Genomic DNA, 24,044 nt, shown 5'->3' on the forward strand with positions numbered 1-24,044 from the left:
GCCGCTGCCATCGGCCCCGCCCGGCCGGGCGGCCGGGCCCGCCCGGGCCGGGCGCGCTTACTCTTGGCGGGTGAAGAAGAGCATCACGAAACTCGCCGACGGTCGTGAGCTGATCTACTACGACGCCGACGAGAGCAGCGCCGTGCGCGACGTGCCCGACCCGCGCCCGCTCACCCCCGTCGAGAGCCGCCCCGAGCTCCGCCGCGACGAGGCGACCGGCGACTGGGTCACCATCGCCGCCCACCGCCAGACCCGCACCCACCTCCCGCCCGCCGACGCGTGCCCGCTCTGCCCCGCCCGGGAGGGCCACACCGGCGAGATCCCCGCCGCCGACTACGAGGTCGCGGTGTTCGAGAACCGATTCCCCTCCCTCGCGGGCGGGGCCGGCCGCTGCGAGGTCGTCTGCTTCACGCCCGAGCACGACGCCGGATTCGCCGATCTCACCCCGGCCCGGGCCCGGCTCGTCCTCGATGCCTGGACCGACCGCACCGCCGAACTGTCCGCCCTCCCCGGCATCGAGCAGGTGTACTGCTTCGAGAACCGCGGCGCCGAGATCGGGGTCACCCTCCCGCACCCGCACGGCCAGGTCTACGCCCTCCCCTTCACCACCCCGCGCACCGCCAAGATGACCGCCGCCGCGGCCGCGCACCGCTCCGCCACCGGCCGCAACCTGTTCGAGGACCTGCTGGCCCGCGCCCGCACCGCCACCGAACGCCTGGTCCTGGCCGGCGAGCACTGGACGGCCTTCGTCCCGTACGCCGCCCGCTGGCCCTACGAGGTCCACCTGTACCCGAACCGCCGCGTGACCGACCTGACCCGGCTCGGCGAGGCCGAACGGGACGAGTTCCCCGCCCTCTACCTCGACCTGCTGCGCCGCTTCGACCGGCTCTTCGGCCTCCCCGACCCCACCCCGTACGTCTCCGCCTGGCACCAGGCCCCCGCCCGTGGCGGCGCGGAACTCGCCCTGCACCTGGAGCTGTTCACGGTGCGGCGGGCCCCCGGCAGGCTCAAGTACCTGGCGGGCACCGAATCCGGCATGGAGGCCTTCATGAACGACGTGGCCCCCGAAGAGGCCGCCCGCCGGCTGCGGGAGGTCCGGTGAACGCCCCGGCCCCCCTCATGGAAGCCGCCTTCCGCCGGCTCTACGGCACCGCCCCGGAGGGCGTCTGGTCCGCCCCCGGCCGGGTCAACCTGATCGGCGAACACACCGACTACAACGACGGGTTCTGCCTGCCGATGGCCCTGCCCCAGGCCACCCTGGTCGCCGCCCGCCGCCGCACCGACGGCCTGCTGCGGCTGCACAGTGCCCAGGGCGACGGCAAGGTCACCGAACTCCCGCTCGCCGGCCTCGCACCCGGTACCGCCACCGGCTGGGTCCGCTACCCCGCCGGGGTGGTCTGGGCGCTGGCCGAGGCCGGCCACGACGTGGGCGGCGCCGACCTGCACATCGACAGCACCGTTCCCACCGGCGCCGGACTGTCCTCCTCCGCCGCCCTGGAGTGCGCGGTCGCCGTGGCGTACGACGACCTGTACGGGCTGGGACTGCCCGGCCCCGAACTGGCCCGGACCGCCCAGCGGGCCGAGCACGCCTTCGCCGGCGTACCGTGCGGGATCATGGACCAGATGGCCTCCGTCTGCAGCGCCGAGGCCACCGCCCTGCACCTGGACTGCCGCACCCTGGCCCACCGGCGGATCCCCTTCGGCCTGGCCGCGGACGGCCTGCGGCTGCTGGTCGTCGACACCCGGGTCAAGCACGACCTCGGCGACGGCGCGTACGCCGCCCTGCGCGCCGGCTGCGAACGCGCGGCCACCCTCCTGGGCGTGCCGGCCCTCCGCGACCTGGCCCCGGCCGACCTGGGCCCCGCGCTGGCCGGCCTGCCGGCCGATCTGGCCCCGCTGGTCCGGCACGTGGTCACCGAGAACGAACGCGTCACCCGTGCCGTCGACCATCTGGAGGCGGAGGACACCGAGGGACTCGGCCCGCTGCTCACCGCCGGCCACGCCTCGCTCCGCGACGACTACGGGGTGTCCTGCGCCGAGACCGACCTGGTGGTGGACACCGCGGTCGCCGCGGGCGCGCTCGGCGCGCGGATGACCGGCGCCGGCTTCGGCGGTTCGGTGATCGTGCTGGCCCGGGACCGAGAGGCACGCGCGATCGCCGGCGCCGTCACCGAAGCCTTCCACCGCGCCGGCCACCACCCCCCGGCCGTACTCGAAGCGGTACCCTCCCGAGGCGCGGGCCGGCTGACCATGGGCGGGTGACCGGAAGCGACTTCCTGCAACTCGACATGGCCCAGGCCCGCCCGCCGGGTCCTCGCCGCGGAACTCCGAGTCTGGGACCGAGGCCTTGCCGCGCTGCACCGCACGGCGGCCCCCGGCGGCATATTCCACTACGCCTTCTTCAAGGCCGAAGCCGTCAACCCGGGTCCGTCCGGTCCTGACCGGCGGTAGAGTGCCGGGCCATGCATCCGGTCCATCGCCAGGGTCCGCGCCTGGAGCTCCGTGAGGTCGGCACCGCCGACGTGGACGCCGTACTGGCGGTGTACGGCAGCCCGGAGGCGACCGAGCACCTGTCCTTCGAGCCGCGCACCCGGGACGAGGTCGAGCAGATCGTAGCCCGGTCCGTCGCCTCCTCCGCCGCCGTCCCCCGCACCGAGTACGCCGTCGCGGTCGCGGAGCGCTCCGGCGGCCCGCTGGTCGGCTTCGGCCGGCTCGCCGCCGACCCGCACCAGACCCGGGCCGCCACGTTCGGCTTCGCGCTCCGCCCCGACTCCTGGGGGAGGGGCTACGGCCTGGAGACCGTACGGCTGCTGCTCGGGCTCGGCTTCGAGGAGCTCGGCCTGCACCGCGTCTGGGGCGCCCGGTCCCCCCGGAACGAGGCCTCGGCCCGGACCATGGCCCGCGCGGGGATGACCGAGGAGGGCCGGATCCGTGAGCACATCCACAAGGGCGGGGTCTGGAGGGACTCGGTGGTCCACGCGATCCTCGACCGTGAATGGAGTGCGCTCGAGCCCGAGTGGGGCCCCCGGGTCTGAGGAGCGGTCGTGTTCACCCGCGGGTGGGCCTGGGCGCGCGCGCCGGGGACCCCCGGTGCATGCTCGGAAGCATGACCGAGGCGAGCGACGCGGCCGCTGCTGACCGCGCTCTGAAGACCAGGCACCGGCAGATGTGGGCGCTGGGCGACTACCCGGCGGTGGCGTCGCGGCTCATCCCCGAACTGGGCGAGGTGCTGACCCGCGCCTGCGGGGTGACCAGCGGTCAGCGGGTGCTCGACGTCGCGGCCGGCTCCGGCAACGCGGCCATCCCCGCGGCGAAGGCCGGAGCCCATGTCGTCGCCTCCGACCTCACCCCCGAACTGCTGGACGTGGGCCGTCAGCTCGCCGGGGAACAGGGGCTGGACCTGGAGTGGGAGGAAGCGGACGCCGAAGCGCTGCCCTACGCCGACGGCGACTTCGACACCGTGATGTCCTGCGTGGGCGTGATGTTCGCCCCGCACCACCAGGCCACCGCCGACGAACTGGTCCGGGTCTGCCGGTCCGGCGGCCGGATCGGCCTGGTCAACTGGACCCCCCAGGGGTTCATCGGGCAGATGTTCAGCGCCATGAAGCCGTTCGCACCCCCGCCGCCGCCCGGGGCGCAGCCGCCGCCGCTGTGGGGCGACGAGGCGCACGTACGGGCGCTGTTCGGCGACAAGGTCGCCGATGTGGAGGCCCGCACCCGGACCGTCCGGGTCGACCGGTTCGACCGCCCGCTGGAGTTCCGCGAGTTCTTCAAGAACTGCTACGGCCCCACCATCGCCGTCTACAAGGCCAACGCGGACGACCCGGCCAGGACCGAGTCCCTCGACCGGGAGCTCGACGCCCTCGCGGAGCGGTTCATGAGCAACGGAGCCATGGACTGGGAGTACCTGCTGTTCACAGCACGCGTGCTCTAGGGTCTGTCCGGTCGACAAGACCACCGAGAGCGGGTTCATCGAGCGGTCCTGACCGATTTCGCGGTGGCCGCCGGGTCCGCGGTCCGCCCCCGCACCGGGGGAGGGCCGCGGAGCCCCGCCGTGGGCGGCCCGCGGGCGCCGCTACGCGGACAGCACCGCAGGACGGTCCTCCGCCGCGGCCAGGAACTGGGTCGCGGCCAGCTCCCCGTACAGCGGGTCGCCCGCCACCAGCTCCTCGTGGGTCCCGGTGGCCCGGACCCGCCCGGCCTCCATCACCACGATCCGGTCGGCCAGGGTCACCGTGGACAGCCGGTGCGCCACCACCAGCACGGTGGTGTCCCGGGCCGCCTCCGCCACCACGTCGCGCAGCGCCAGCTCGTTGACGGCGTCGAGCTGCGAGGTGGCCTCGTCGAGCAGCAGCAGCCGGGGCTTGCGCAGCAGCGCCCGGGCGATCGCCACCCGCTGGCGCTCACCGCCCGACAGCGTGGACCCGCGGTGCCCGACCAGACTGTCCAGCCCGTCCGGAAGCCGGTCGACCAGGCCGTCCAGCCGCGACCGCCGCAGCACGTCCGCGATCTCCTCCGCGGTGGCCTGCGGAGCGCCCATCAGCAGGTTCTCCCGCAGCGTGCCGGCCAGTACCGGGGCGTCCTGCTCCACGTAGCCGATGGCGGCCCGCAGCTCGGCCAGCGGCCAGTCCCGGACGTCCCGGCCGTCGATGAGCACCTGGCCGCCGGTGGCCTCGTAGAACCGCTCGAGCAGTCCGAAGACGGTGGTCTTGCCCGCGCCGGACGGGCCGACGAAGGCGGTCATGCCGGCCCCCGGCACCTCGAAGCTGACCCCGTGGTGCACGGGCGGCAGGTCCGGCCCGTACCCGAAGCGCACGTCCCGGAAGGCCACGGCGGCCGGGACGCGCCGTCCCACGTCCGGCGCCTGCGGAGCCGGGCCGCCGACCGGCTCCGTCTCCAGAGCCTCGGCCTCCACGATGCGGGCCAGCGCGGCCGACCCCACCTGGTACTGCGAGGCGGCGTCGGCCAGCTTGGAGATCGGTTCGATCAGGTAGAAGAGGAACAGCAGGAAGGCGACCAGGGTGGACACCGAGATCGTCCCCGAGGCGACCCGGGCCCCGCCGATGCCCAGCACCGCGAGGAACGACACCTGGACCGACAGGCCGATCGAAGGCCCGGCGACCGCCTGCCACTTGGCGGAGGTCACGCCGTGCCGCCATGCGTCCTCGGCCGCCGCCTCCACCCGGGCGGTCTCCCGGGCCTCGGCGCCGGACGCCTTGATGGTCCGGTAGGCGCCGAACGCCCGCTCCAGCACCGTCGAGATCTCGCCGACGGCCTCCTGCGCCCGTTCCGAGGCCTTCGCGATCTTCGGGTACACCACGCCGGTGGCCCCGCCGACCAGCACGATCACCCCGAGGGTGACACCGAGCAGCACCAGGTCCATGGCCGCCATCAGGGCCACCGTCGCCAGGAAGGTGACGCCGCCGGTCGCGGCGGACACCACCGACTTGGTGGTCACGGCACGCAGCAGCGTGGTGTCGGAGGTGACGCGGGACATGAGATCACCGGGCCGGGACGCTCCACCTCCGTCAGCCGCAGCCGCATCAGACGCCCCACCAGGCTCCGCCGCGCCGCCAGGACCACCGACTCGCCGGTCCGTTCCAGCACGTACGCGCCGAGCGCGTCGATCACCGTGGCCAGCACCACCAGGGCCGTGAGCAGCACCAGAAGGCCGGCCACCGAGTCCCCGCGGCCCAGCCGGTCCACCAGGGCCTTCGCGGCCAGGGGCTGCGCCAGCCCGCTCGCCGCGCCGATCAGCGAGAACAGCGCGCCCAGCGCGACGGTCCACCGGTGCGGCCGGAAATGCCGGTACAGCGCCTTCCAGTTCTGCGCCGCGGGCAGTTTCCGCGCGGCTTCCTTCTCCGCCTCTGCATAGTCCATGCCGGCCAGCATGCGAGGAACCCGGCGGGCGGGCTGCGGCAGCGGAGAGGGTTTGTCACCTGCCGTACCCGTCCGCTGTCCGCTGTCCGCTGTCCGCTGTCCGCTGTCACCCGGAGCCCCCCGTCACCCGCCCGGCCCAGCGGGCCCCCCGACCGCCCCGCCCGACGCCCCGTGCGGCGTACCGCCGGTGACACGAACGGACGCGCCCGCGCGGGCCGTTCCCGCACGACACGCCGAAGACCGGCTTGTAGCGTCGTCGTACGCCACCCGGCGTCCGCGGCCCAGCCGCCGGACCGCCGCGGGAGGGGGGCTTGGGGGCTGTCTTGCCGTCGGGCAGGGCCCGACGGCACTCCGTACGAGGAGCCGAGCCGATGCGAAACGACCTTCCGGGCACCGCCCTGCTGCGGATAGAGCGCGGCCACGCCGAACCCGAGGAACTCGCCGCGATAACCGCCGTGCTGACCGCCTGCGCGGCGGGCCGCCGTGCCCTCGCCCTGCACGCCGAGCAGCACGGCACGACGCCCGGCCACCGTTCCGTACGGCGGCCGGGCGTCACGCATTCGGCCTGCTGGGCCGGGTGCTGGGCCTGCCGCTGACGGCGGCGGTACCCCGCGACCCGGCCCGCGCACCACGGGCGCGGAGGGGGTGCGCCCCGGCGGTCAGCCGCGCCGCAGCACCCGCTCCAGCACCGAGGACAGCTCGGCCTCCGGGTCCGCCACCGGGCCCTCGGACCGCCACGCCACGTACCCGTCCGGCCGCACCAGCACCGCCCCGTCGGCCCGTACCCCGTGTGCGGCCGCCCAGTCGGCGCCGTCCTGCGTCCGGAGCTCCGCGTCCGGGCCCTGGCCCAGGGTGCGCCCCGCCAGCCGTACGGACATCCGCCCGGCCACCCGCTCGGCCGCGGCCCGCCACGGCGTGCCCGGGGAACTCACCAGCGTGAACGAGCGCTCGTAGAGGTCCAGGGTGGACATCCGGCCGTCCGGCCCGTCCAGCCACAGGTGCGGGGCCCGGGTGCCCGGCGACCCGTCGAGCAGCATCCCGGGCGGGATGATCTCCCGTTCCGGGTCGCCGCCGATCAGCGCGCCCCGCGGGTAGCAGTACGCCATGGCGGTCGGCAGCATCCGGCTGTCCTTGCCGGCCTTGGCGCTCGGCCCGCCGGGCACCCCGGGCGCGCCGGGCAGTGGGGAGTAGCCCGGGTGGTCGTGCTCCACCGAACGCGCCGAGGCCCGCTCGCTGGTGGCCAGCGCCACCGGGCGCCGCTCCTCCCCGTAGGTGTCGAGCAGGCCCGGTCCGGCCTCGCCCGCCAGCACCGCAGCGAGCTTCCACGCCAGGTTGTGGGCGTCCTGGATACCGGTGTTGGAGCCGAACGCCCCGGTCGGCGACATCTCGTGCACGGCGTCGCCCACCAGGAACACGCGGCCGGACGAGTACCGGTCCGCCACCCGTTCGGCGGCGTGCCACGCGGCCTTCCCGCCGATCTCCACGTCCAGGTCGGGCTTCCCGATGGCGCGCCGGATGTGGTCGACGCAGCGCTCGTCGGTGAAGTCCTCCATGGTCTCGCCGACCTCGGGGTGCCACGGGGCGTGGAACACCCAGTTCTCGGCGTTGTCCACCGGCAGCAGCGCCCCGTCCGCACCCGGCTTGACCAGGTAGCAGACGATGAACCGCAGATCGCCCAGCACCTCGGGCAGCCCGCGGGACCGGAAGGTCACGCTCACGTTGTGGAACAGGTCCCCGTTGCCGGTCTGCGCGATGCCCAGCTGCTCACGGACCGGGCTGCGCGGCCCGTCCGCGGCGACCAGGTACTGGGCCCGCACCCGGATGTGCGCGCCGCTGTCGCGGTCCTTGACCACCGCGTCGATGCCCTCGGGGTCCTGGTCGAACGAGATCAGCTCGGTGGAGAAGCGCACGTCGGAGCCCGCCGCCCGGCTGAGCTCCGCCAGCACCGGCTCGATGTTGTTCTGGCTGCACAGACACCACCGGGTGGGGCTGAACCTGGCCAGCGCGCCGCCCGGGTCGGTGTTCTCCACCAGCCACCGGGGTTCGCCCTCGGTCAGCGAGGTGGCCTGGATCAGCCCCTTGTTCTCCTCCAGCACCGCCGCCGCCCGGCGGACGTGCGGCTCCGCGCCGGCCACCCGGAACAGCTCCATGGTCCGGGCGTTGATGCCGCGGCCGCGCGGGTGCGGGGACACGCCGGCGTGCTTCTCGACCAGCAGATGTCTGATCCCGTGCCGGCTCAGGAACAGCGAGGTGGACAGCCCCACCAGGGAGCCGCCCACCACCAGTACCGGCACTTCGACGTCGTACTTCTCTTCCATGGCCTGCTCGGCTCCTTCCCGCGGGGGATGACGCAGCTTTCTATGCCCGCTGACCGGCCGCTTCTGGCGGTAATTCACCCGCTTGATCTGCATGTGTCGCGTTCCGTGGAGGCTGCGGCAACGATCTGTCTTGAGGAGGAGCAGCGCCCGTGCCCGGACGACGGGCCGGCCTGCCGCCGGAACCACGGGCCGGACGCCCGCCCCGGTCCCACCGACTCCGACAGCCCGAGGACACGAGGCCCGCGCCGAGCGCGGCCGTTGTCAGCACAAGGGAGCGTGCAAGATGACCATCACCCTGCCGGATCGCGTCTCGCAGTCGGCCTTCGACGGGTCCCGGCTCCGGGTCGTCATGCTGGTCGACCTGCACGAGGGCACCCAGAAGCGGTTCCTGGACGCCTACGAGCAGATCCGCCACCATGTTGCCGCGACCCCGGGCCACCTCAACGACCAGCTGTGCCAGTCGTTCGAGAATCCCTCCCAATGGCTCATCACCAGCGAGTGGGCGAGCGCCCCGCAGTTCCTCGACTGGGTCAACAGCGAGGCGCACATCGACCAGATCCGGCCGTTGAGCGCCTGCATCCGCACCACCTCCTCGATGCGCTTCAACGTGCTGCGGGAGACCGGCGAGAAGGTGACCGGCGGCGCGGTCCAGAAGGCCCCGCGGCTCGGTGACGACCTGGTCCGGCACGCGCTGACCTTCACCGTGCGCCCCGGCAGCGAGGAGGCCGTCGCCCAGCTGCTCGCCGAGTACGACCCGCCGTCCGCGAAGGTCGACGACACCACCCGGCTGTGCCGGACCACCCTCTTCATGCACGGCAACCGGGTCGTGCGCACCGTCGAGGTCAAGGGCGACCTCACCAAGGCCCTGCGGCACGTGGCGCGGCAGCCCGAGGTCCGGGCCGTCGAGGAGGCCATCAACCCGTACCTGGAAGTGGACCGCGACCTCGACGACCCGGAATCCGCGCGGGTGTTCTTCACGCGGGCCGCCATGCCGGCCGTGCACCACGTGGCCGCGCACGGCGACGCCGCCCGCGTCCGCCCCGGAGAGGTGGAGCGGCACGCCGTGTACTACCGGGCCAGGCCAGGGCGCGGCACGCTGCTGGCCAAGTTCCTCGCCCGGCAGGCCGAGGCCGCGGCCGGTGACACCACCGGACCGGTGGTCAGCAGCACCGTCTTCCAGCGCGACGACATCGTCGTACGCCTGATCGACGTGCGCGGCCCGCTCGGTGAGGACCCCGTCGCGGTCCTCGGCATCCAGGGTCCCCGCAAGAACGCGGTGCTCGACCGGCTGCTCGACGGCACGGCCTACCGGCCGCCGGCCACCGCACAGCAGCCCGCGCACCTGCTCGTCCGCTCCGGCATGCGCCTGGTCACCGACCGGTCCTCCGCCCCGGAGGCCTGAACCCGAAGGCCCGCCCCGGAGGCCTGTCCCGGACGCCGGAGGCCGGACGCCCGACCCGGGCGTCCGGACCGGCCGCAACCCCCGAACCGTCCCCGAACCGTCCCCGAACCGCCCCCGCCCCCAACCCGCCCCGCCAGGAGGAACGCAGTCATGACCACGCACGCCCCACGCATCGTGGACCTCAGCGAGACTCAGCCCAACCGCAGGCGGGGCGGTGATCTGCGCGCCGTGCTCACCCCGACCTCATGCGGTGCCACCAGCGGCTTCATGGGCCTCGCGCTCATGGAGCCCGGCGAGTGGATCGCCGAGCACTACCACCCGTACTCCGAGGAGTTCGTCTTCCTGGTGGCCGGCCGCGTCGAGGTCGACCTGGACGGAGTCACCCACGAGATGCGCCCGAACCAGGGCCTCCTCGTACCGATGAACGTCCGCCACCGGTTCCGCAACACCGGATCCGAGGAGGTCCGCATGGTCTTCCATCTCGGCCCGCTCGCCCCCCGCCCCGAGCTCGGCCACGTCGACACCGAGACCAACCCCGCGGGAGCGGGGCACCCGGCCCCGGCGCACGCACCGGCCCACACACCGGCCCCGGCCCCGTCCGAGGCAGTGTCGTGACCCGGCGGGTGGCCGTCACCGGCATCGGCGTGGTCGCCCCCGGCGGGATCGGCGCCCCGGCCTTCTGGGACCTGCTGTCCCACGGCCGTACGGCGACGCGCGGCATCACCCTGTTCGACCCCGCCGGATTCCGCTCGCGGATCGCCGCCGAGGTGGACTTCGACCCCGCCGCACACGGCCTCGACGCCGACACGGTCGCGCGCTGCGACCGCTACATCCAGTTCGCCCTGGTCGCCGCCCGCGAGGCGGTCCGCGACAGCGGGCTGGACCTCGCCGCGGCCGACCCGTGGCGCACCGGTGTCTCCCTGGGCAGCGCGGTCGGCGGAACCACCCGCCTGGAGTCCGACTACACCCTCGTCAGCGGCAAGGGCGCCTGGTGGGACGTGGACCACCACCCCGCCCGCCCCGACCTGCACCGGGCGTTCACCCCGGCCACCCTCGCGGCCACGGTCGCCGAGGACGTCGGCGCCCGCGGCCCGGTGCAGACGGTCTCCACGGGCTGCACCTCCGGCCTCGACGCCATCGGCTACGCCTGCCACTCCATCGAGGAGGGCCTGATGGACGTGTGCGTGGCCGGCGCCTCCGACTCGCCGATCTCACCCATCACCGTGGCCTGCTTCGACGCGATCAAGGCGACCTCGGCGAACAACGACGACCCGGAGCACGCCTCCCGGCCGTTCGACGCCCGCCGCGACGGCTTCGTACTCGGCGAGGGCAGCGCAGTCCTGGTGCTGGAGGAACTCGAGCACGCCCGGGCCCGCGGCGCCACCGTGCACTGCGTGATCGGCGGCTACGCCACCTTCGGCAACGCCCACCACATGACCGGGCTCACCAAGGAGGGCATCGAGATGGCACGCGCCATCTCCACCGCCCTCGACCACGCCCGCCTCGCCCCCACCGAGGTGGACTACGTCAACGCGCACGGCTCCGGCACCAAGCAGAACGACCGGCACGAGACCGCCGCCGTCAAGCGGGTCCTGGGCCCGCACGCCTACCGGACCCCGATGAGCTCCATCAAGTCCATGGTCGGCCACTCGCTGGGCGCCATCGGAGCCATCGAGCTGGTGGCCTGCGTGCTGGCGCTCACCCACCAGGTGGTGCCGCCGACCGCCAACTACGAGCACCCCGACGAGGAGTGCGACCTCGACTACGTCCCGGTCACCGCCCGCGAGCGGAAGCTGAACACCGTCCTGTCGGTGGGCAGCGGCTTCGGCGGGTTCCAGTCCGCGGTCGTCATGTCGAAGCCCCCCGAAACCCGGACGAAGGTGAGGACGGCATGAGCCCGGAACCGGCTCCTCCCGCCGCGGGGACCGCCCCCGGCCGCACCGCGGTCATCACCGGCATCGGCGTCGTCGCCCCCAACGGCGTGGGCATGAACGCCTTCTGGAAGGCCACCCAGGCCGGTGCCTGCGTACTCGACCGGATCACCCGCAAGGGCTGCGAACACCTGCCCCTGCGGGTGGCCGGAGAGGTCAGGGACTTTGACCCGCACGGCCTGATCGAAGAGCGCTACCTGGTGCAGACCGACCGCTTCACCCACTTCTCGCTGGCCGCCGCCGACATGGCCCTCGAACAGGCCCTGCTCGGCCGCGCCGACTACGAGGACGACTCCTTCTCCATCGGCGTGATCACGGCCTCCGGCTCCGGCGGCGGCGAGTTCGGCCAGCGCGAACTCCAGCAGCTGTGGGGCCAGGGACCCACGTACGTCGGCCCCTACCAGTCCATCGCCTGGTTCTACGCCGCCACCAGCGGCCAGATCTCCATCCGGGGCGGCTTCCGCGGCCCCTGCCAGGTGGTGGCCAGCGACGAGCCCGGCGGCCTCGACGCCTTCTCCCAGGCCGCCCGCATCATCCGGCGCGGCACCTCCGCCGTGCTGGTCGGGTCCGCCGAGGCACCCCTCGCCCCGTACTCGATGGTCTGCCAGCTCGGCTACCCCGAGCTGAGCACGAACCCCGACCCGGAGCGCGCCTACCGCCCGTTCACCGCCTCCGCCTGCGGTTTCGCCCCCGCCGAGGGCGGCGCCGTACTCATCGTGGAGGACCTCGAAAGGGCCGCCGCCCGGGGCGCCCCGATCCGCGCCGAGGTCGCCGGCCACGCCGCCACCTTCACCGGCGCCGGACAGTGGGAACGCTCCCGGGAGGGACTGGCCCGGGCCATCACCGGAGCGCTCCGCCAGGCCGGCTGCGCCCCGGAGGAGATCGACGTGGTCTTCGCGGACGCCCTCGGCGTCCCCGAGGCGGACCGCGCCGAGGCCCTCGCCCTCGCCGACGCCCTCGGCACCGCGCACGGCCGCACCGTGCCGGTGACCGCCCCCAAGACCGGCACCGGCCGCGCCTACTGCGGCAGCGCCGCCCTCGACGTGGCCGCCGCCGCACTGGCCCTGGAACACGGGCTGGTACCGCCCACACCGAACGTCTTCGACGTGTGCCACGAACTGAACCTGGTCACCGGCACCGCGCTGGCCTCCCGGCCCCGGACCGCACTGGTCCTCAGCCGCGGCCTGATGGGGTCCAACTCGGCCCTCGTCCTGCGCACCCCCGCCCGCCCCTCACGCTAGAAGGAGCAACCACCATGTCCGACCGACTCACCGTCGAAGAGCTCAGCGCGCTGATGAAGCGCAGCGCCGGCGTCAGCGTCGAACCCGCCGTCCTGGCGGACCGGCCCGACGCCGAGTTCGCCGACTACGGCCTCGACTCGCTCGGCCTGCTCGGCATCGTCGCCGAGCTGGAGAAGCGCCACGGCCACCCGCTCCCCATCGAGGTGGAGCACTGCAAGACCCCCCGGGCCTTCCTGGACCTGGTCAACGACTGCCTCGTGACGGGAGCCTGAACATGCCCGGCCGCACCGACAACGAAATCAAGATCGCCGCGCCCCTGGACCTGGTCTGGGACGTCACCAACGACCTGCCCACCTGGCCCGATCTGTTCAGCGAGTACGCCTCCATCGAGATCCTCGCCGAGGAGGGCGACACCACGCGCTTCCGGCTGGCCATGCACCCCGACGAGAACGGCGTGGTGTGGAGCTGGGTCTCCGAACGCACCGTCAACCGCGACGAACTCCAGGTCAGGGCCCGCCGGGTGGAGACCGGACCGTTCGAGTTCATGAACATCCACTGGGAGTACACCCCGGTGCCCGGCGGCACGAAGATGCGCTGGCGGCAGGAGTTCGCCATGAAGCCCACCGCTCCCCTCGACGACGCGGGGATGACCGACCGCATCAACGCCAACTCGAAGATCCAGATGGAACTCATCCGGAAGAAGATCGAAGCGCGAGTCTGAGGAGGCCGCCCCGATGCACCAAGCCCTCATCATCGCCCGGATGCAGCCGGACTCGGCGGACGACATCGCCCGCGTGTTCGCCGAGTCCGACGCCGGTGAACTCCCGCACATCGTCGGGGTCACCCGCCGCTCCCTGTTCCAGTTCGGCGACGTCTACCTGCACCTGTTCGAGACCCCGCACCCGCCGGGTCCCGAGGTCGCCAAGGCGGCGAAGCACCCGCTGTTCCAGGACATCAGCGAACAGCTCTCCGCCTTCGTGCGCCCCTACGACCCGCAGACCTGGCGGAGTCCGAAGGACGCGATGGCCCGCCAGTTCTACAGCTGGCAGTCAGGGCGCTGACCGCAGCGCCTCCGCCGCTTCCGCGACCACCGCCGCGGCGACCGCGGACAGCGCGGGGGAGTGCAGCTTCCACTGCTGCCAGTAGAGGGCGACGTCCAGCGGACGGTCCGGCGCCAGCTCCACCAGTGCGCCGGACCCGAGCAGTGGCAGCGCCTGCGGTTCCGGGACCAGCCCCCAGCCGAGCCCGGCGGCGACCGCGTCCCGGTACCCCTCCGAGGCCGGCACGTGGTGGCGTACCGGCCCGGCTCCCGTACGCCCGTCCGTCAGCGTGCGGGTGAAGGCGTCCTGCAGGTCGTCGCTCCGGTCGAAGACGATCACCGGAGCCCGCGGCAGGTCCCGCTCCAGCGGCCCGCCCAGATACCGCCGCGCGAAGGCGGGGGCGGCCACCGGCAGGTAGCGGGCCAGGCCGAGCCGCCGTACCGAGCAGCCCGCGACCGGGTCCGGGGAAGAGGTGACCGCGGCCATCACCTGCCCCTCCCGCAGCAGCATCGTGGTGCGGCTCTCGTCCTCCCGGTGCAGCTCGACACAGACCGGGGGATCCTGCGGCACCCGGGTCAGGGCGGGCAGGAACCAGGTCGCCAGCGAATCCGCGTTCACCGCGATCGGCAGCCGCGCCGGACCCAGGCCGTCACCGATGCCCAGCTCGGCCCGGGCGTCCCGCTCCAGCCGGGCCAGCTGCCGCGCGAACCGCACCACCACCTGACCCGACCCGGTGGGCCGCACCGGCTTGGTGCGCATCAGCAGCACCCGACCGGTGCGCTGCTCCAGTGCCTTCACACGCTGGCTCACCGCCGAGGGCGTCACGTGCAGCGCCGCCGCCGCGGCCTCGAAGGTGCCCTCGTCCACCACCGCGAGGAGCGTCCGTACGTGTTCCAGGGGCAGCTCGTCCATCACAGCTCCGAGACTAGCCCAATCTGAAGCCCAGCTAAGGATGCGTAAGAATCTTTAGCTGTACGCATGATCGACCGGTCCGTACGGTCGGAGCCATGAGCAGCGCAACCCTCACAGCCGCCCTCGCCGGCTTCGGCACCGGACTCTCCCTCATCGTCGCCATCGGCGCGCAGAACGCCTTCGTCCTGCGCCAGGGCGTCCGCCGGCACGCCGTGCTCGCCGTCGTCGCCATCTGCGCCCTCTCCGACGCCCTGCTCATCGCCCTCGGCGTGGCCGGCGTCGGAGCCGTGGTCACGGCCTGGCCGGCCGCCATCACCGCCGTCGGCATCGCCGGCGGGCTCTTCCTCGTCGGCTACGGCATCCTCGCCGCCCGCCGGGTGCTGCGCCCCGACCCCGACGCCGCCCTCTCGGCCGACGGACGGACCGCCGGCTCCGCCCGCGCCGCCGTCCTCACCTGCCTGGCGATGACCTGGCTCAACCCGCACGTGTACCTCGACACCGTGCTCCTCGTGGGCTCCCTGGCCACCGACCGCGGCGACCTGCGCTGGGCCTTCGGCATCGGCGCCGCCCTGGCCAGCCTCACCTGGTTCACCGGCCTCGGCTACGGTGCCCGGCTGCTGCGCGGGCTGCTGTCCACGCCCCGGGCCTGGCGCGTCCTGGACGGTCTGGTGGCCGCGACCATGCTCACCATGGGGGGTCTGCTCCTCGCCGGAAGCTGATTCCCCCTCGCCTGAACGCGATGTCCGTGGTGCTATGGAGGACTATGGGGCGGGCCGCACACGCGAAGGGCCGGCACATGTCCGAGACCACCAAAATGCGGGCGATGGTGTACGAGACCTACGGCGGGCCCGAGGTGCTCGCCGAGACCTGGCTGCCCTGCCCCAAGTACGGGCCGGGCGAGCTCCTGGTCCGGGTCCGCCGGGCCGCCGTCAACCCGGTCGACTGGAAGATCATGGCCGGTGCGCTCGACGGACTGATGGAGATCATGTTCCCGGTCATCCCGGGCTGGGACGTGGCCGGCATCGTCGAGGCCGTCGGCATCGACACCCCCGAGTTCTCCGTCGGCGACGAGGTCATCGCCTACGCCCGCAAGGACTGGGTGCACGGCGGCACTTTCGCCGAGTACGTCACCGTGCCGGTGCGGGCCCTCGCACCGCGCCCCACCGCACTCGACTGGGACCAGGCGGCCGGCCTGCCGCTGGCCGGCCTGACCGCGTACCAGCTCCTGACCCGCCTCGGCACCGATCGCGAAGACGTGGTGCTGGTGCACGGCGCGGCCGGCGGCGTCGGCTCGATGGGCGTCCAGATCGCCCGCTCCCTCGGCGCCCGGGTCATCGGCACCGCCTCCGTCCGCAACCACGACCGGGTCCGGGCGCTGGGCGCCGAGCCGGTGGAGTACGGGGACGGCCTCGCCGACCGGGTCCGGGAGCTCGCACCCGAGGGGGTCACCGTCGTCGCGGACTTCGTCGGAGGCACCCTGGAGACCACCCGGGCCGTGCTCCGCAAGGGCGGCCGGCACGCGTCGATCGCCGACCCCTCCGTCCTCGGCGCGGGCGGCCAGTGGATGTGGGTCCGCCCCAGCGGCAGCGACCTCGCGGAACTGGGACGCCTGGCCGACGACGGCCGGCTGAGCGTGCCGGTGGCCGCGACCTTTCCCCTGGAGGACCTCCCGGCGGCCTTCGCCCTGAGCCAGACCGGCCACGCCGCCGGCAAGATCACGGTCTCCCTCGACTGACCGACGAGCGCTCCGCGAAGGCGCGGGCCGTTCCGCAGGTCCCTGCCCCGCCCTGGCCGGGGCGCGGCTTCCCCGAAGGTGTGGCCAGGCGTTCCGCAGGGCTTTCCCCACCCTGCCGGGGTGCGGGCGCGGCTCCGCCGAGGTGTGGGCAGGCGTTCCGCAGGGCGGAACGGGTGGGCACACCGGAACGCCGCCCAGCAGGCTCGCTCCCGCCCCGCCGAAGCCTTGGCCGGGCTCGGCCGCAGCCGCTGCCCCCGGGCCTGGGCGGGGCTCCGCCGGCCCCGGCACCGCCGGGAGCGGAGCTCCGCCCTCGCGGGGGCCGACCCCGTCAGCGGGGTCGGGGCACAGGCACACGCTGCGCGACCGGCGCGCGCCGTCGTGCCGTGTGCCCACCCGTGCCGCCCTGCGGCACGCCTGCCCACACGGCCGGTGACTGCGCGGCACGCCTGCCCACACGGCGGCGCGGTGCGGCGGCCGCACACGGTGGCGGGGTGCGCGCGGCATCGGCGGGTTACCAGGCGAGGTCCTCCAGGTCGTCCAGGCTCAGGCCGGTCAGGCCCGGGACCACCGGGGAAGCCGCCGGGCCGGCGCCGGACAGGGAGAGCTCCGCCCAGATGACCTTCCCGCGCCCCGTGTACCGCGTGCCCCAGCGCTCCGCCATCTGCGCCACCAGGAACAGCCCGCGTCCGCCCTCGTCCGTGCTCGCCGCGTACCGCAGGTGCGGTGCCGTACTGCTGCTGTCCCAGACCTCGCAGGTCAGCACCCGGTCCCGGAGCAGCCGTACCCGGATCGGCTCGCCCCCGTACCGGATCGCGTTCGTGATCAGCTCGCTGAGGATCAGCTCCGCGGTGAACGCGACCTCCTCCAGCCCCCAGTCGGACAGCTTCGCCGAGGCGGCGTTGCGCACCCGGGACACCTCCGCCGGTTCCGCCGGCACGTCCCATGCCGCGACCTGGTCGGCCGCCAGCAGCCGGGTCCCCGCCACCAGCAGCGCGATGTCGTCACTCGGTGCCGGGAAGAGCAGCGCGTCCAGCACGTCCACACAGGTCTCCTCGGGGGTGCGGCCCGCCCGGGACAGCGCTCCGCGCAGCAGCCCCAGTCCGCTCTCCAGATCGCGGTCCCGGTCCTCCAGCAGCCCGTCCGTGAACAGCACCAGGCGGCTCGCCTCCGCCAGGTCCAGCACCGCCGACTCGTAGGGCATTCCGCCCAGTCCGAGCGGCAGCCCGGCCGGCACCTCCGGGAACTCCACGTCCCCGTCCGGGTGCACCAGCGCCGGCCCGGGATGCCCGGCCCGGGCGATCGAGCACTGCCCGGCCGCCGGGTCGTAGACCGCGTACAGGCAGGTGGCGCCCGTGATGCCGGGACCTTCGCGGGACTCCGCCTGGTCCATGTCGATACGCCCGACCAGCTCGTCGAGGTGCCCCAGCAGTTCGTCGGGCGGCAGGTCCAGGGTGGAGAAGTTGTGCACCGCGGTCCGCAGCCGGCCCATGGTGGCGGCGGCGTGCAGCCCGTGCCCCACCACGTCGCCGACCACCAGCGCCACCCGGGCCCCCGGCAGCGGGATCACGTCGAACCAGTCCCCGCCGACCCCGGCCTTCGCCGGCAGGTACCGGTACGCCACCTCCACCGCGTTCTGCTCCGGCAGCACCCTCGGCAGCAGGCTGCGCTGCAGCGTGACCGCCATGGTGTGCTCCCGGGTGAACCGGCGCGCGTTGTCGATGGACACCGCCGCCCGTGCCGCGAGCTCCTCGGCGAAGGACAGGTCCTCCTCGCCGAAGGCGTCAGGGGTGTCGGCCCGCCAGAAGTTGGCCATCCCCAGCACCACCCCGCGGGCCTGCAGCGGCACCGCGATCAGCGAGTGGATCCCGTACGCCACCGCCTCCGCGGCCCCCTCCGGGTCCTGGGCCCGCCAGCCGGGAGCCGTCCTCAGGTCCGCCTCCAGCACCGCGCGGCCGGTCTCCAGGGCCGCCGCCATCGGCGTGGTCTCCACCACGAACCGGATCAGGTCGCCCACCGGCTGCAGCGGGGGATCCGGCCGCACCCCGCACAGCGCGGTCCGCCGCATCTCCGTGTGCGCCCCGGAAGGCTCCTCGCCGCGCAGCACCGGGTCCAGCAGCTCCACCGTGACGAAGTCGGCGAACCGCGGCACCGCCACCTCCGACAGTTCCTCCGAGGTCCGCTGGACGTCCAGGGTGGTGCCGATCCGCACCCCGGCGTCGTACAGCAGCTGCAGCCGGCTCCGGGCCACCTCGGACCGGCCGGCCAGCGCGGCCAGCTCGGTGGAGTCACGGAGGGTGGCCACCGTGCCGGTGGGTTCGCCCCGGTACTGGGTGGCCCGCACGTTGACGGCCAGCAGCCGGTCCCCGGCCAGGTGCACCTCGTCCGTCGCGGTCCGCCCGGAGGCCAGCAGGCCGCCGATCTCCGGAGGCAGCCCGAGCCGGCCCACCGGCCGCTGCTCGGCGTCGGGCGGCAGGTCCAGGAGCCGTCGCGCCTCGTCGTTGGCGAGCTGCAGCCGCCCGTCCGCGCCGATGATCAGCACGCCCTCGCGGACCGCGTGCAGCACCGCCTCGTGGTGCTCGTTCATCCGGCTCAGCTCGACGGGTCCCAGCCCCCGGGTCTGCCGCCGCAGCCGCCTGCTGACCAGCGCGGTCCCGGCCGTGCCGACGATCAGGGCGCCCGCGGCCGCGCTGAGCAGCAGCGGCAGCTGGCCCTCGACCACCTGGCCGACGTTCCGGATCTCTATCCCGGTGCCGACCAGACCGATCACCTTGCCGTCCTTCCCGCGCACCGGGACCACCGCGCGGACCGCGTCACTGGGCTCGCCGCGGAACACCTCGGTGAAGGACTCGCCTGCCGCCGCCCGGGCGATGTTCCCGGAGGCGCGTTTGCCGATCAGGCTGGGCAACGGGTCCGTGTACCGGACGCCGTCCTTGCTCATCACGGCGAGGAAGTCGATTCCGGAGGCGCGCCGGGCCGCCTCCGCCCGCTGCTGCAGCACTGCCGTGGGATCGGGGGAGAGCAGCGCCTCCTCGATCCCGGGAGCGTGCGCGAACGCCTCCGCCGCGGCCAGCGACCGGTTGCGGGCGTCCGTCTGGCTGTCCTTCTGGGCCTGCAGGACCAGCGCCGCTGCGGCGACCGTGACCAGCAGCAGCACGATCACCGCCATCAGGGCGAAGACCTGCCCCGACACGGTGCGCGCCCACGCCCGGGGACTCACGGCCGGCTCCGGGCGATCAGCAGCGCGACGTCGTCGGTCTCCTCGGGCCGCCGCAGTTCGTCGAGCAGCCGGTCGCAGGTCTCCTCCAGCGGCCTGGTCGGGTCGTCCAGCAGGGCGACCAGGTCCGCCAGCCGCTCGTCGATCGGGTCGTGCCGGGTCTCCACCAGTCCGTCGGTGTACAGCACCAACTGGTCCCCGCGGCCGAAGGGCACCGCGGTGGTCTCGAACGGGACCCCGCCGACCCCGAGCGGCGCCCCGGTCGGCAGCTCCACCAGCCCGACCCGGCCCCCGGCGCGCAGCAGGGCGGGCGGCAGGTGCCCCGCGTTGGAGAACCGGAGCTGCGCGCGTCCCGGGTCGTAGACGGCGTACAGGCAGGTCGCGATGTAGTGCTCCAGGCCCCCGGTGATCCGGTCCAGGTGCCGGAGGACCTCCGCCGGATCGAGGTCGAGGTCCGCGAACGCGTTGGTGGCCGTCCGCAGCCGGCCCATCGTCGCGGCGGCGTCGATCCCGCTGCCCATCACGTCCCCGACCACCAGCGCGGTCTTGTCCCCGGCCAGCGGGATCACGTCGTACCAGTCGCCGCCCACCTCGCTGGAGCCGTGCGCGGGATGGTACCGGGAGGCGATCTCCAGGCCGGGCGGGTGCGGGGGCAGGCCGGGGAGCAGGCTCCGCTGCAGGGTGACGGCGGAGTTGCGGACGCTCTGGTACCAGCGGGCGTTGTCGATGCTGACGGCGGCGCGCGCGGCGAGTTCGGTGGCCGTCAGGACGTCGTCCTCGTCGAACGGCACCGGGTTGCGGGCACGCTTGAGGTCCAGCGCGCCCAGCACCTCGCCCCGTGCGATCAGCGGGACCGCCAGGTACGAGTGCACTCCCGCCCGCTCCAGCTGCTCCGCGGCCTTGGCGTTGCGGGCGATGCGCGCCAGGTCGTCCGTGCCGACCCGGGGGACGATCACCGGCTCGGCGGTGTGCACGCAGCGGGTGACCAGCCGGTCCTCGCCGTACATGGTGAGCTCGCCGGCCGGGTCGGCGGCGTCCAGCGCCTCGGTCGGGTACGCGGCCTCGACGGCCAGCGCCCGGAACAGCTCCGGCCCGCTCTCCGGCGCCCCGGGGCGGCGGCAGGACAGCGCCGAGTCGAGCACGTCCACCGCGGCGATGTCGGCGAGGTCGGGCACCACCACCTCGGCCAGCTCGTGGGCCGTCCGGTCCACCTCCAGGGTGGTGCCGACCCGTGCCGAGGCGTCGGCGATGACCGCCAGCCGCCGCCGGGCGCGGTCCGCGGCCTGGGCGGACCGGTGCCGTTCGGTGACGTCGATGACGGAGATGCCGACGCCGAGCACCCGCCCGTGCGGGCTCTCCAGCCGGTAGTAGGAGACCGACCAGGCGTGGTCCTCGTCCGGATCGGCGGGGGTGCGGCCGACCGTGAACTGGTCCAGCAGCGGCACCCCGGTGGTCAGCACCCGGAGCACCGTCCCCTCCAGCACGTCCACGTCGAGGAAGGGCAGCATGTCCCGGATCCGGCGGCCGATGTGCTGCTCGGCCGGGATCCCGTTGATCCGCTCCAGGGCCGGATTGACCAGCACGTACCGCAGATCGGTGTCGAGCAGGGCCAGCCCGATGGGTGACTGGGAGACCAGCCGCTCGGACAGCGCCAGGTCGGTCTCCACCTGCTGGACGGTGGCGTGGTCGGCGGCGATGCCGAGCGCGTAGAGGTCGCCGAAGGTGTCCGTCAGCCGCATGTTGCGGAACTCGACCATCCGGGTGGATCCGTCCTTGTGACGGACGGGAAAGGCACCCGCCCAGCTCTCGCCGGTCACCAGGACGTCGGCGAAGAGCCGGATCACCAGCTCGCGGTGTTCCTCGCGGACCAGCAGCCGGGCGGCGAACTTGCCCAGCGCCTCGGACGAGTTCCAGCCGAACAGGCGCTCCGCGTCAGGGCTCCAGAACCGGATCCGCCCCTCCGAGTCCAGTACGACGGCGGCCACGCCGAGGACGTCGAGCAGGCCCCTCGGCTCCGGCGATTCGGTCACTCCTCCATGCTGCCTCCTGGGGGCCGTGCGGGCCTTGTGAGAGCCACCCGCACGGGTCTCCGATAGGGTGTTTTGAGCGAAATGTACCCCTCGGGGCGAGGTCGTTGCCTTGGACACACATCAGTGGGCGAGCGAGGCGCCGGAGCAGCCCCGGCGCGGCGTGGGATACGCGGGCGTGCTCGAGGAGCTGCTCCCGATCGCCCTCTGGCGGGAGGACGCCGACGGCCGGGTGGTCGAGTGGTCGCTCGCCGCGCAGGAGCTGCTCGGCCACACCCCCGACGAGGTCCTCGGCCGTTCCGCCGCGACCGTGCTGGTCCCCGAGGGGAACCGGGAGCTCGCCGAGGAACTGACCCGCCGGGTGCAGTCCGGCGAGACGGTCGGCGGCACCCTCTCCGTACGCCACCGGGACGGCCACCCGGTGACCATGGAGATGTGGATCCTCCCGGCCGCCGACGCCCGCGGCCGCCCCGGGGCGCTGCTGATCGCCGTGGAGACCTCCGAGGTCCTGCGGATGCGGGACTCCCTGGCCGCACTGGAGAGCCTCTTCACCCAGTCGCCGATCGGGCTCGCCACCCTCGGCACGGACCTGCGCTTCCTCCGCGTCAACGAGGCCCTGGCCAGGATGAACGGCGTGTCCGCCCGCAACCACCTCGGCCGGCGGCTGAGCGAAGTGGTGCCCGGGGTCAACGCCACCGCCCTGGAGGCGATGATGCAGCGCGCCCTCGACCAGGGCAGCCCCGTCATCGACACCCGCCGCACCGGCCGCACGCCCGCGGACCCCGCCCGGGACCACACGTGGTCCTGCTCCTACGCACCGCTGCGGGACAGCGCCGGCCGTACGCTCGGCCTGATCGCCTCCCTGATCGACATCACCGAGGGCCAGCAGGCCCTGGTCGAGGCAGACCGGGCGCGCCACCGGCTGGCCCTGCTCGCCGAGGCCGGCGCCCGCATCGGCACCACCCTGGACCTGCAGCAGACCGCCCGGGAGATCGTGCAGGTCCTGGTCCCGGGCCTGGCCGACTCGGCCGACGTCCAGATCCTGGAGGAGGTCATCGCCCCCGACGAGGCCGGCGCCGGCCGGCACGGGCTGGTCCGCCGGCTCGCCGCGGCCTTCCCCGACTCCGACGCGCCCACCGCGAAACTGCTCCCGGGGATGACCTTCCAGATCCCGCGCGGCTCGGTCTACGAGCGGGGCATCGCCGAGGGCCGCCCGATGAACCTCACCCACGCCGACATCCCCGCACTGATCACCGAGCCCCGGGCCGAGGCCCTGCGCGGCTACCTCAGCACCAGGATCGGCTCCGCCCGGCTGATCCCGCTGGTCGCGCGCGGCCGGGCGCTCGGCGCGGTCGCGGTCATGCGGCTGACCAGCCGTGAACCCTTCGACGAACAGGACTCCCTGCTGATCGACGAACTCCTGGCCCGCGCCGCCCTCAACATCGACAACGCCCGCATGTTCACCGGCCAGCGCGAGGCGGCCCTCACCCTCCAGCGCAGCCTGACCAACCACACCCTGCCGGACGTCCCCGGTCTCTCCCTCACCGGCCGCTACCTCCCGGCCAGCGTCCACGACGTCGGCGGCGACTGGTACGACGCGATCAGCCTGCCCGGCGGCCGGACCGGCCTGGTCATCGGCGACGTGATGGGGCACGGCATCCACGCCGCCGCCGTGATGGGCCAGCTGCGCACCGCCGTCCGCACCCTGGCCCGGCACGACGTACCGCCGGACCGGATGCTCCGTTCGCTCGACGACATCGTGGCCGAGCTGGGCGAGGACGAGATGGCCACCTGTGTCTACGCCGTCCACGACCCGGCGGCCGGAGGCTGCGAGATCGCCCGGGCCGGACACCCCCCGCCGGCCGTGGTCACCCCGGAAGGCCGGGTCGCCTTCCTGGACGGCCCGCCCGGGACGCCCCTGGGCACCGGCGCGGGCCGCTTCCGGTCCGAGCACGTCCCGTTGCCGCCGGGCAGCCTGCTCGCCCTCTACACCGACGGCCTGATCGAGTCCCGGCAACGCGACCTCGACGAGGGCATGTGCCTGCTCGCCGAGGCCCTCGGCCGCCCCGGCCTCCCCCTGGAAGCGGTCTGCGACGCCGTCCTGGACCACCTCCCGGTCGCCCCGGCCCAGGACGACGTGGCCCTCCTGCTGGCCCGTCCCCTCTTCCTCGGGTGACCGGGGCCGTGCGGGTGACCGGGTCCATGCGGGTGGTCGGGTCCATGCGGTGACCGGGTCCATGCGGGTGGTCGGGGGTCCGCCGCCCGGCATGGAGCCCGTGATGACAAGTCACATCATGCTGTAGTACGCCCGGAGGGTCCGTACGGCCCCCAGCGCACAGCACGA

At 74.0% G+C, this 24,044-nt stretch carries 19 protein-coding genes and 1 pseudogene; 15 read left to right on the plus strand and 5 right to left on the minus strand.

Translation table 11 applies throughout. The features are described from left to right. Nucleotides 1–70: 70 nt before the first annotated feature. The 4 genes from galT (at nt 71) to ACGFQ9_RS21805 (ending at nt 3,934) form a co-directional block, all read left to right on the plus strand. A complete protein-coding gene (gene galT, locus ACGFQ9_RS21790) occupies nt 71–1,102 on the plus strand; it encodes a galactose-1-phosphate uridylyltransferase (RefSeq protein ID WP_393575759.1) in 1,032 nt (343 codons plus the stop codon). 17 nt (nt 1,103–1,119) lie between these two features. After that, complete coding sequence (gene galK / locus ACGFQ9_RS21795) at nt 1,120–2,262, plus strand: galactokinase (RefSeq protein WP_393575998.1); 1,143 nt, start codon at nt 1,120–1,122, stop codon at nt 2,260–2,262. Nucleotides 2,263–2,462: 200 nt separating this feature from the next. Further along, nucleotides 2,463–3,035 carry a GNAT family N-acetyltransferase gene (locus tag ACGFQ9_RS21800; protein WP_393575761.1) on the plus strand — a complete coding sequence of 191 codons (573 nt, stop codon included), beginning with the start codon at nt 2,463–2,465 and terminating at the stop codon, nt 3,033–3,035. Between the two features lie 71 nt (nt 3,036–3,106). Further along, a complete protein-coding gene (locus tag ACGFQ9_RS21805; protein WP_393575763.1) occupies nt 3,107–3,934 on the plus strand; it encodes a class I SAM-dependent methyltransferase in 828 nt (275 codons plus the stop codon). A 141-nt stretch (nt 3,935–4,075) separates the two neighbouring features. Here the strand turns inward: ACGFQ9_RS21805 and ACGFQ9_RS21810 are convergent. Further along, nucleotides 4,076–5,880, minus strand: a pseudogene (locus ACGFQ9_RS21810) (ABC transporter ATP-binding protein). Between the two features lie 371 nt (nt 5,881–6,251). On the opposite strand from ACGFQ9_RS21810, the gene ACGFQ9_RS21815 reads away from it, so the two are divergent. After that, nucleotides 6,252–6,476 carry an acyl-CoA carboxylase subunit epsilon gene (locus ACGFQ9_RS21815; protein ID WP_393575764.1) on the plus strand — a complete coding sequence of 75 codons (225 nt, stop codon included), beginning with the start codon at nt 6,252–6,254 and terminating at the stop codon, nt 6,474–6,476. Nucleotides 6,477–6,539: 63 nt separating this feature from the next. On the opposite strand, the gene ACGFQ9_RS21820 is transcribed toward ACGFQ9_RS21815, so the two are convergent. Then, a complete protein-coding gene (locus ACGFQ9_RS21820; protein ID WP_393575765.1) occupies nt 6,540–8,198 on the minus strand; it encodes an FAD-dependent oxidoreductase in 1,659 nt (552 codons plus the stop codon). A 283-nt stretch (nt 8,199–8,481) separates the two neighbouring features. Between ACGFQ9_RS21820 and ACGFQ9_RS21825 the strand changes: the two genes are divergently transcribed. The 7 genes from ACGFQ9_RS21825 (at nt 8,482) to ACGFQ9_RS21855 (ending at nt 13,833) form a co-directional block, all read left to right on the plus strand. Then, a complete protein-coding gene (locus tag ACGFQ9_RS21825) occupies nt 8,482–9,600 on the plus strand; it encodes a SchA/CurD-like domain-containing protein (protein WP_393575766.1) in 1,119 nt (372 codons plus the stop codon). A 150-nt stretch (nt 9,601–9,750) separates the two neighbouring features. Next, nucleotides 9,751–10,215, plus strand: coding sequence for a cupin domain-containing protein (locus tag ACGFQ9_RS21830; protein WP_393575767.1), 465 nt, complete (start codon nt 9,751–9,753; stop codon nt 10,213–10,215). Then, nucleotides 10,212–11,495, plus strand: coding sequence for a beta-ketoacyl-[acyl-carrier-protein] synthase family protein (locus ACGFQ9_RS21835; protein WP_393575769.1), 1,284 nt, complete (start codon nt 10,212–10,214; stop codon nt 11,493–11,495). The genes ACGFQ9_RS21830 and ACGFQ9_RS21835 overlap by 4 nt, the downstream gene beginning before the upstream one ends. After that, nucleotides 11,492–12,772: a beta-ketoacyl synthase N-terminal-like domain-containing protein gene (locus ACGFQ9_RS21840; RefSeq protein ID WP_393575770.1), complete on the plus strand. Its 1,281-nt coding sequence runs from the start codon at nt 11,492–11,494 to the stop codon at nt 12,770–12,772. The genes ACGFQ9_RS21835 and ACGFQ9_RS21840 overlap by 4 nt, the downstream gene beginning before the upstream one ends. A 14-nt stretch (nt 12,773–12,786) precedes the next feature. Beyond that, nucleotides 12,787–13,044, plus strand: a complete 258-nt coding sequence (locus tag ACGFQ9_RS21845) for an acyl carrier protein (RefSeq protein ID WP_365105103.1) — start codon at nt 12,787–12,789, stop codon at nt 13,042–13,044. A gap of 2 nt (nt 13,045–13,046) precedes the next feature. Next, a complete protein-coding gene (locus tag ACGFQ9_RS21850) occupies nt 13,047–13,493 on the plus strand; it encodes an SRPBCC family protein (RefSeq protein WP_393575772.1) in 447 nt (148 codons plus the stop codon). Between the two features lie 13 nt (nt 13,494–13,506). Then, a complete protein-coding gene (locus ACGFQ9_RS21855) occupies nt 13,507–13,833 on the plus strand; it encodes a TcmI family type II polyketide cyclase (protein WP_393575773.1) in 327 nt (108 codons plus the stop codon). Here ACGFQ9_RS21855 and ACGFQ9_RS21860 read toward each other — a convergent pair. Then, complete coding sequence (locus ACGFQ9_RS21860; RefSeq protein WP_393575774.1) at nt 13,822–14,724, minus strand: LysR family transcriptional regulator ArgP; 903 nt, start codon at nt 14,722–14,724, stop codon at nt 13,822–13,824. The two genes, ACGFQ9_RS21855 and ACGFQ9_RS21860, sit on opposite strands and share 12 nt — an antisense overlap. Nucleotides 14,725–14,819: 95 nt before the next feature. Here ACGFQ9_RS21860 and ACGFQ9_RS21865 point away from each other — a divergent pair, with 95 nt between their 5' ends. Beyond that, nucleotides 14,820–15,443: a LysE/ArgO family amino acid transporter gene (locus tag ACGFQ9_RS21865; RefSeq protein ID WP_393575776.1), complete on the plus strand. Its 624-nt coding sequence runs from the start codon at nt 14,820–14,822 to the stop codon at nt 15,441–15,443. 95 nt (nt 15,444–15,538) lie between these two features. Continuing rightward, a complete protein-coding gene (locus ACGFQ9_RS21870) occupies nt 15,539–16,459 on the plus strand; it encodes an NADP-dependent oxidoreductase (RefSeq protein ID WP_393575999.1) in 921 nt (306 codons plus the stop codon). A gap of 511 nt (nt 16,460–16,970) precedes the next feature. Here the strand turns inward: ACGFQ9_RS21870 and ACGFQ9_RS21875 are convergent. Together ACGFQ9_RS21875 and ACGFQ9_RS21880 are read right to left on the minus strand one after the other, a co-directional pair. Next, a complete protein-coding gene (locus ACGFQ9_RS21875) occupies nt 16,971–19,625 on the minus strand; it encodes a SpoIIE family protein phosphatase (RefSeq protein WP_393576000.1) in 2,655 nt (884 codons plus the stop codon). A 47-nt stretch (nt 19,626–19,672) separates the two neighbouring features. After that, nucleotides 19,673–21,703 carry a SpoIIE family protein phosphatase gene (locus ACGFQ9_RS21880; RefSeq protein WP_393575777.1) on the minus strand — a complete coding sequence of 677 codons (2,031 nt, stop codon included), beginning with the start codon at nt 21,701–21,703 and terminating at the stop codon, nt 19,673–19,675. Between the two features lie 109 nt (nt 21,704–21,812). Between ACGFQ9_RS21880 and ACGFQ9_RS21885 the strand changes: the two genes are divergently transcribed. Further along, nucleotides 21,813–23,876 carry a SpoIIE family protein phosphatase gene (locus ACGFQ9_RS21885; protein WP_393575779.1) on the plus strand — a complete coding sequence of 688 codons (2,064 nt, stop codon included), beginning with the start codon at nt 21,813–21,815 and terminating at the stop codon, nt 23,874–23,876. Nucleotides 23,877–24,044: the final 168 nt, after the last annotated feature.

The organism is Streptomyces sp. NPDC048603 (assembly GCF_043199475.1).
Classification (GTDB): domain Bacteria; phylum Actinomycetota; class Actinomycetes; order Streptomycetales; family Streptomycetaceae; genus Streptomyces.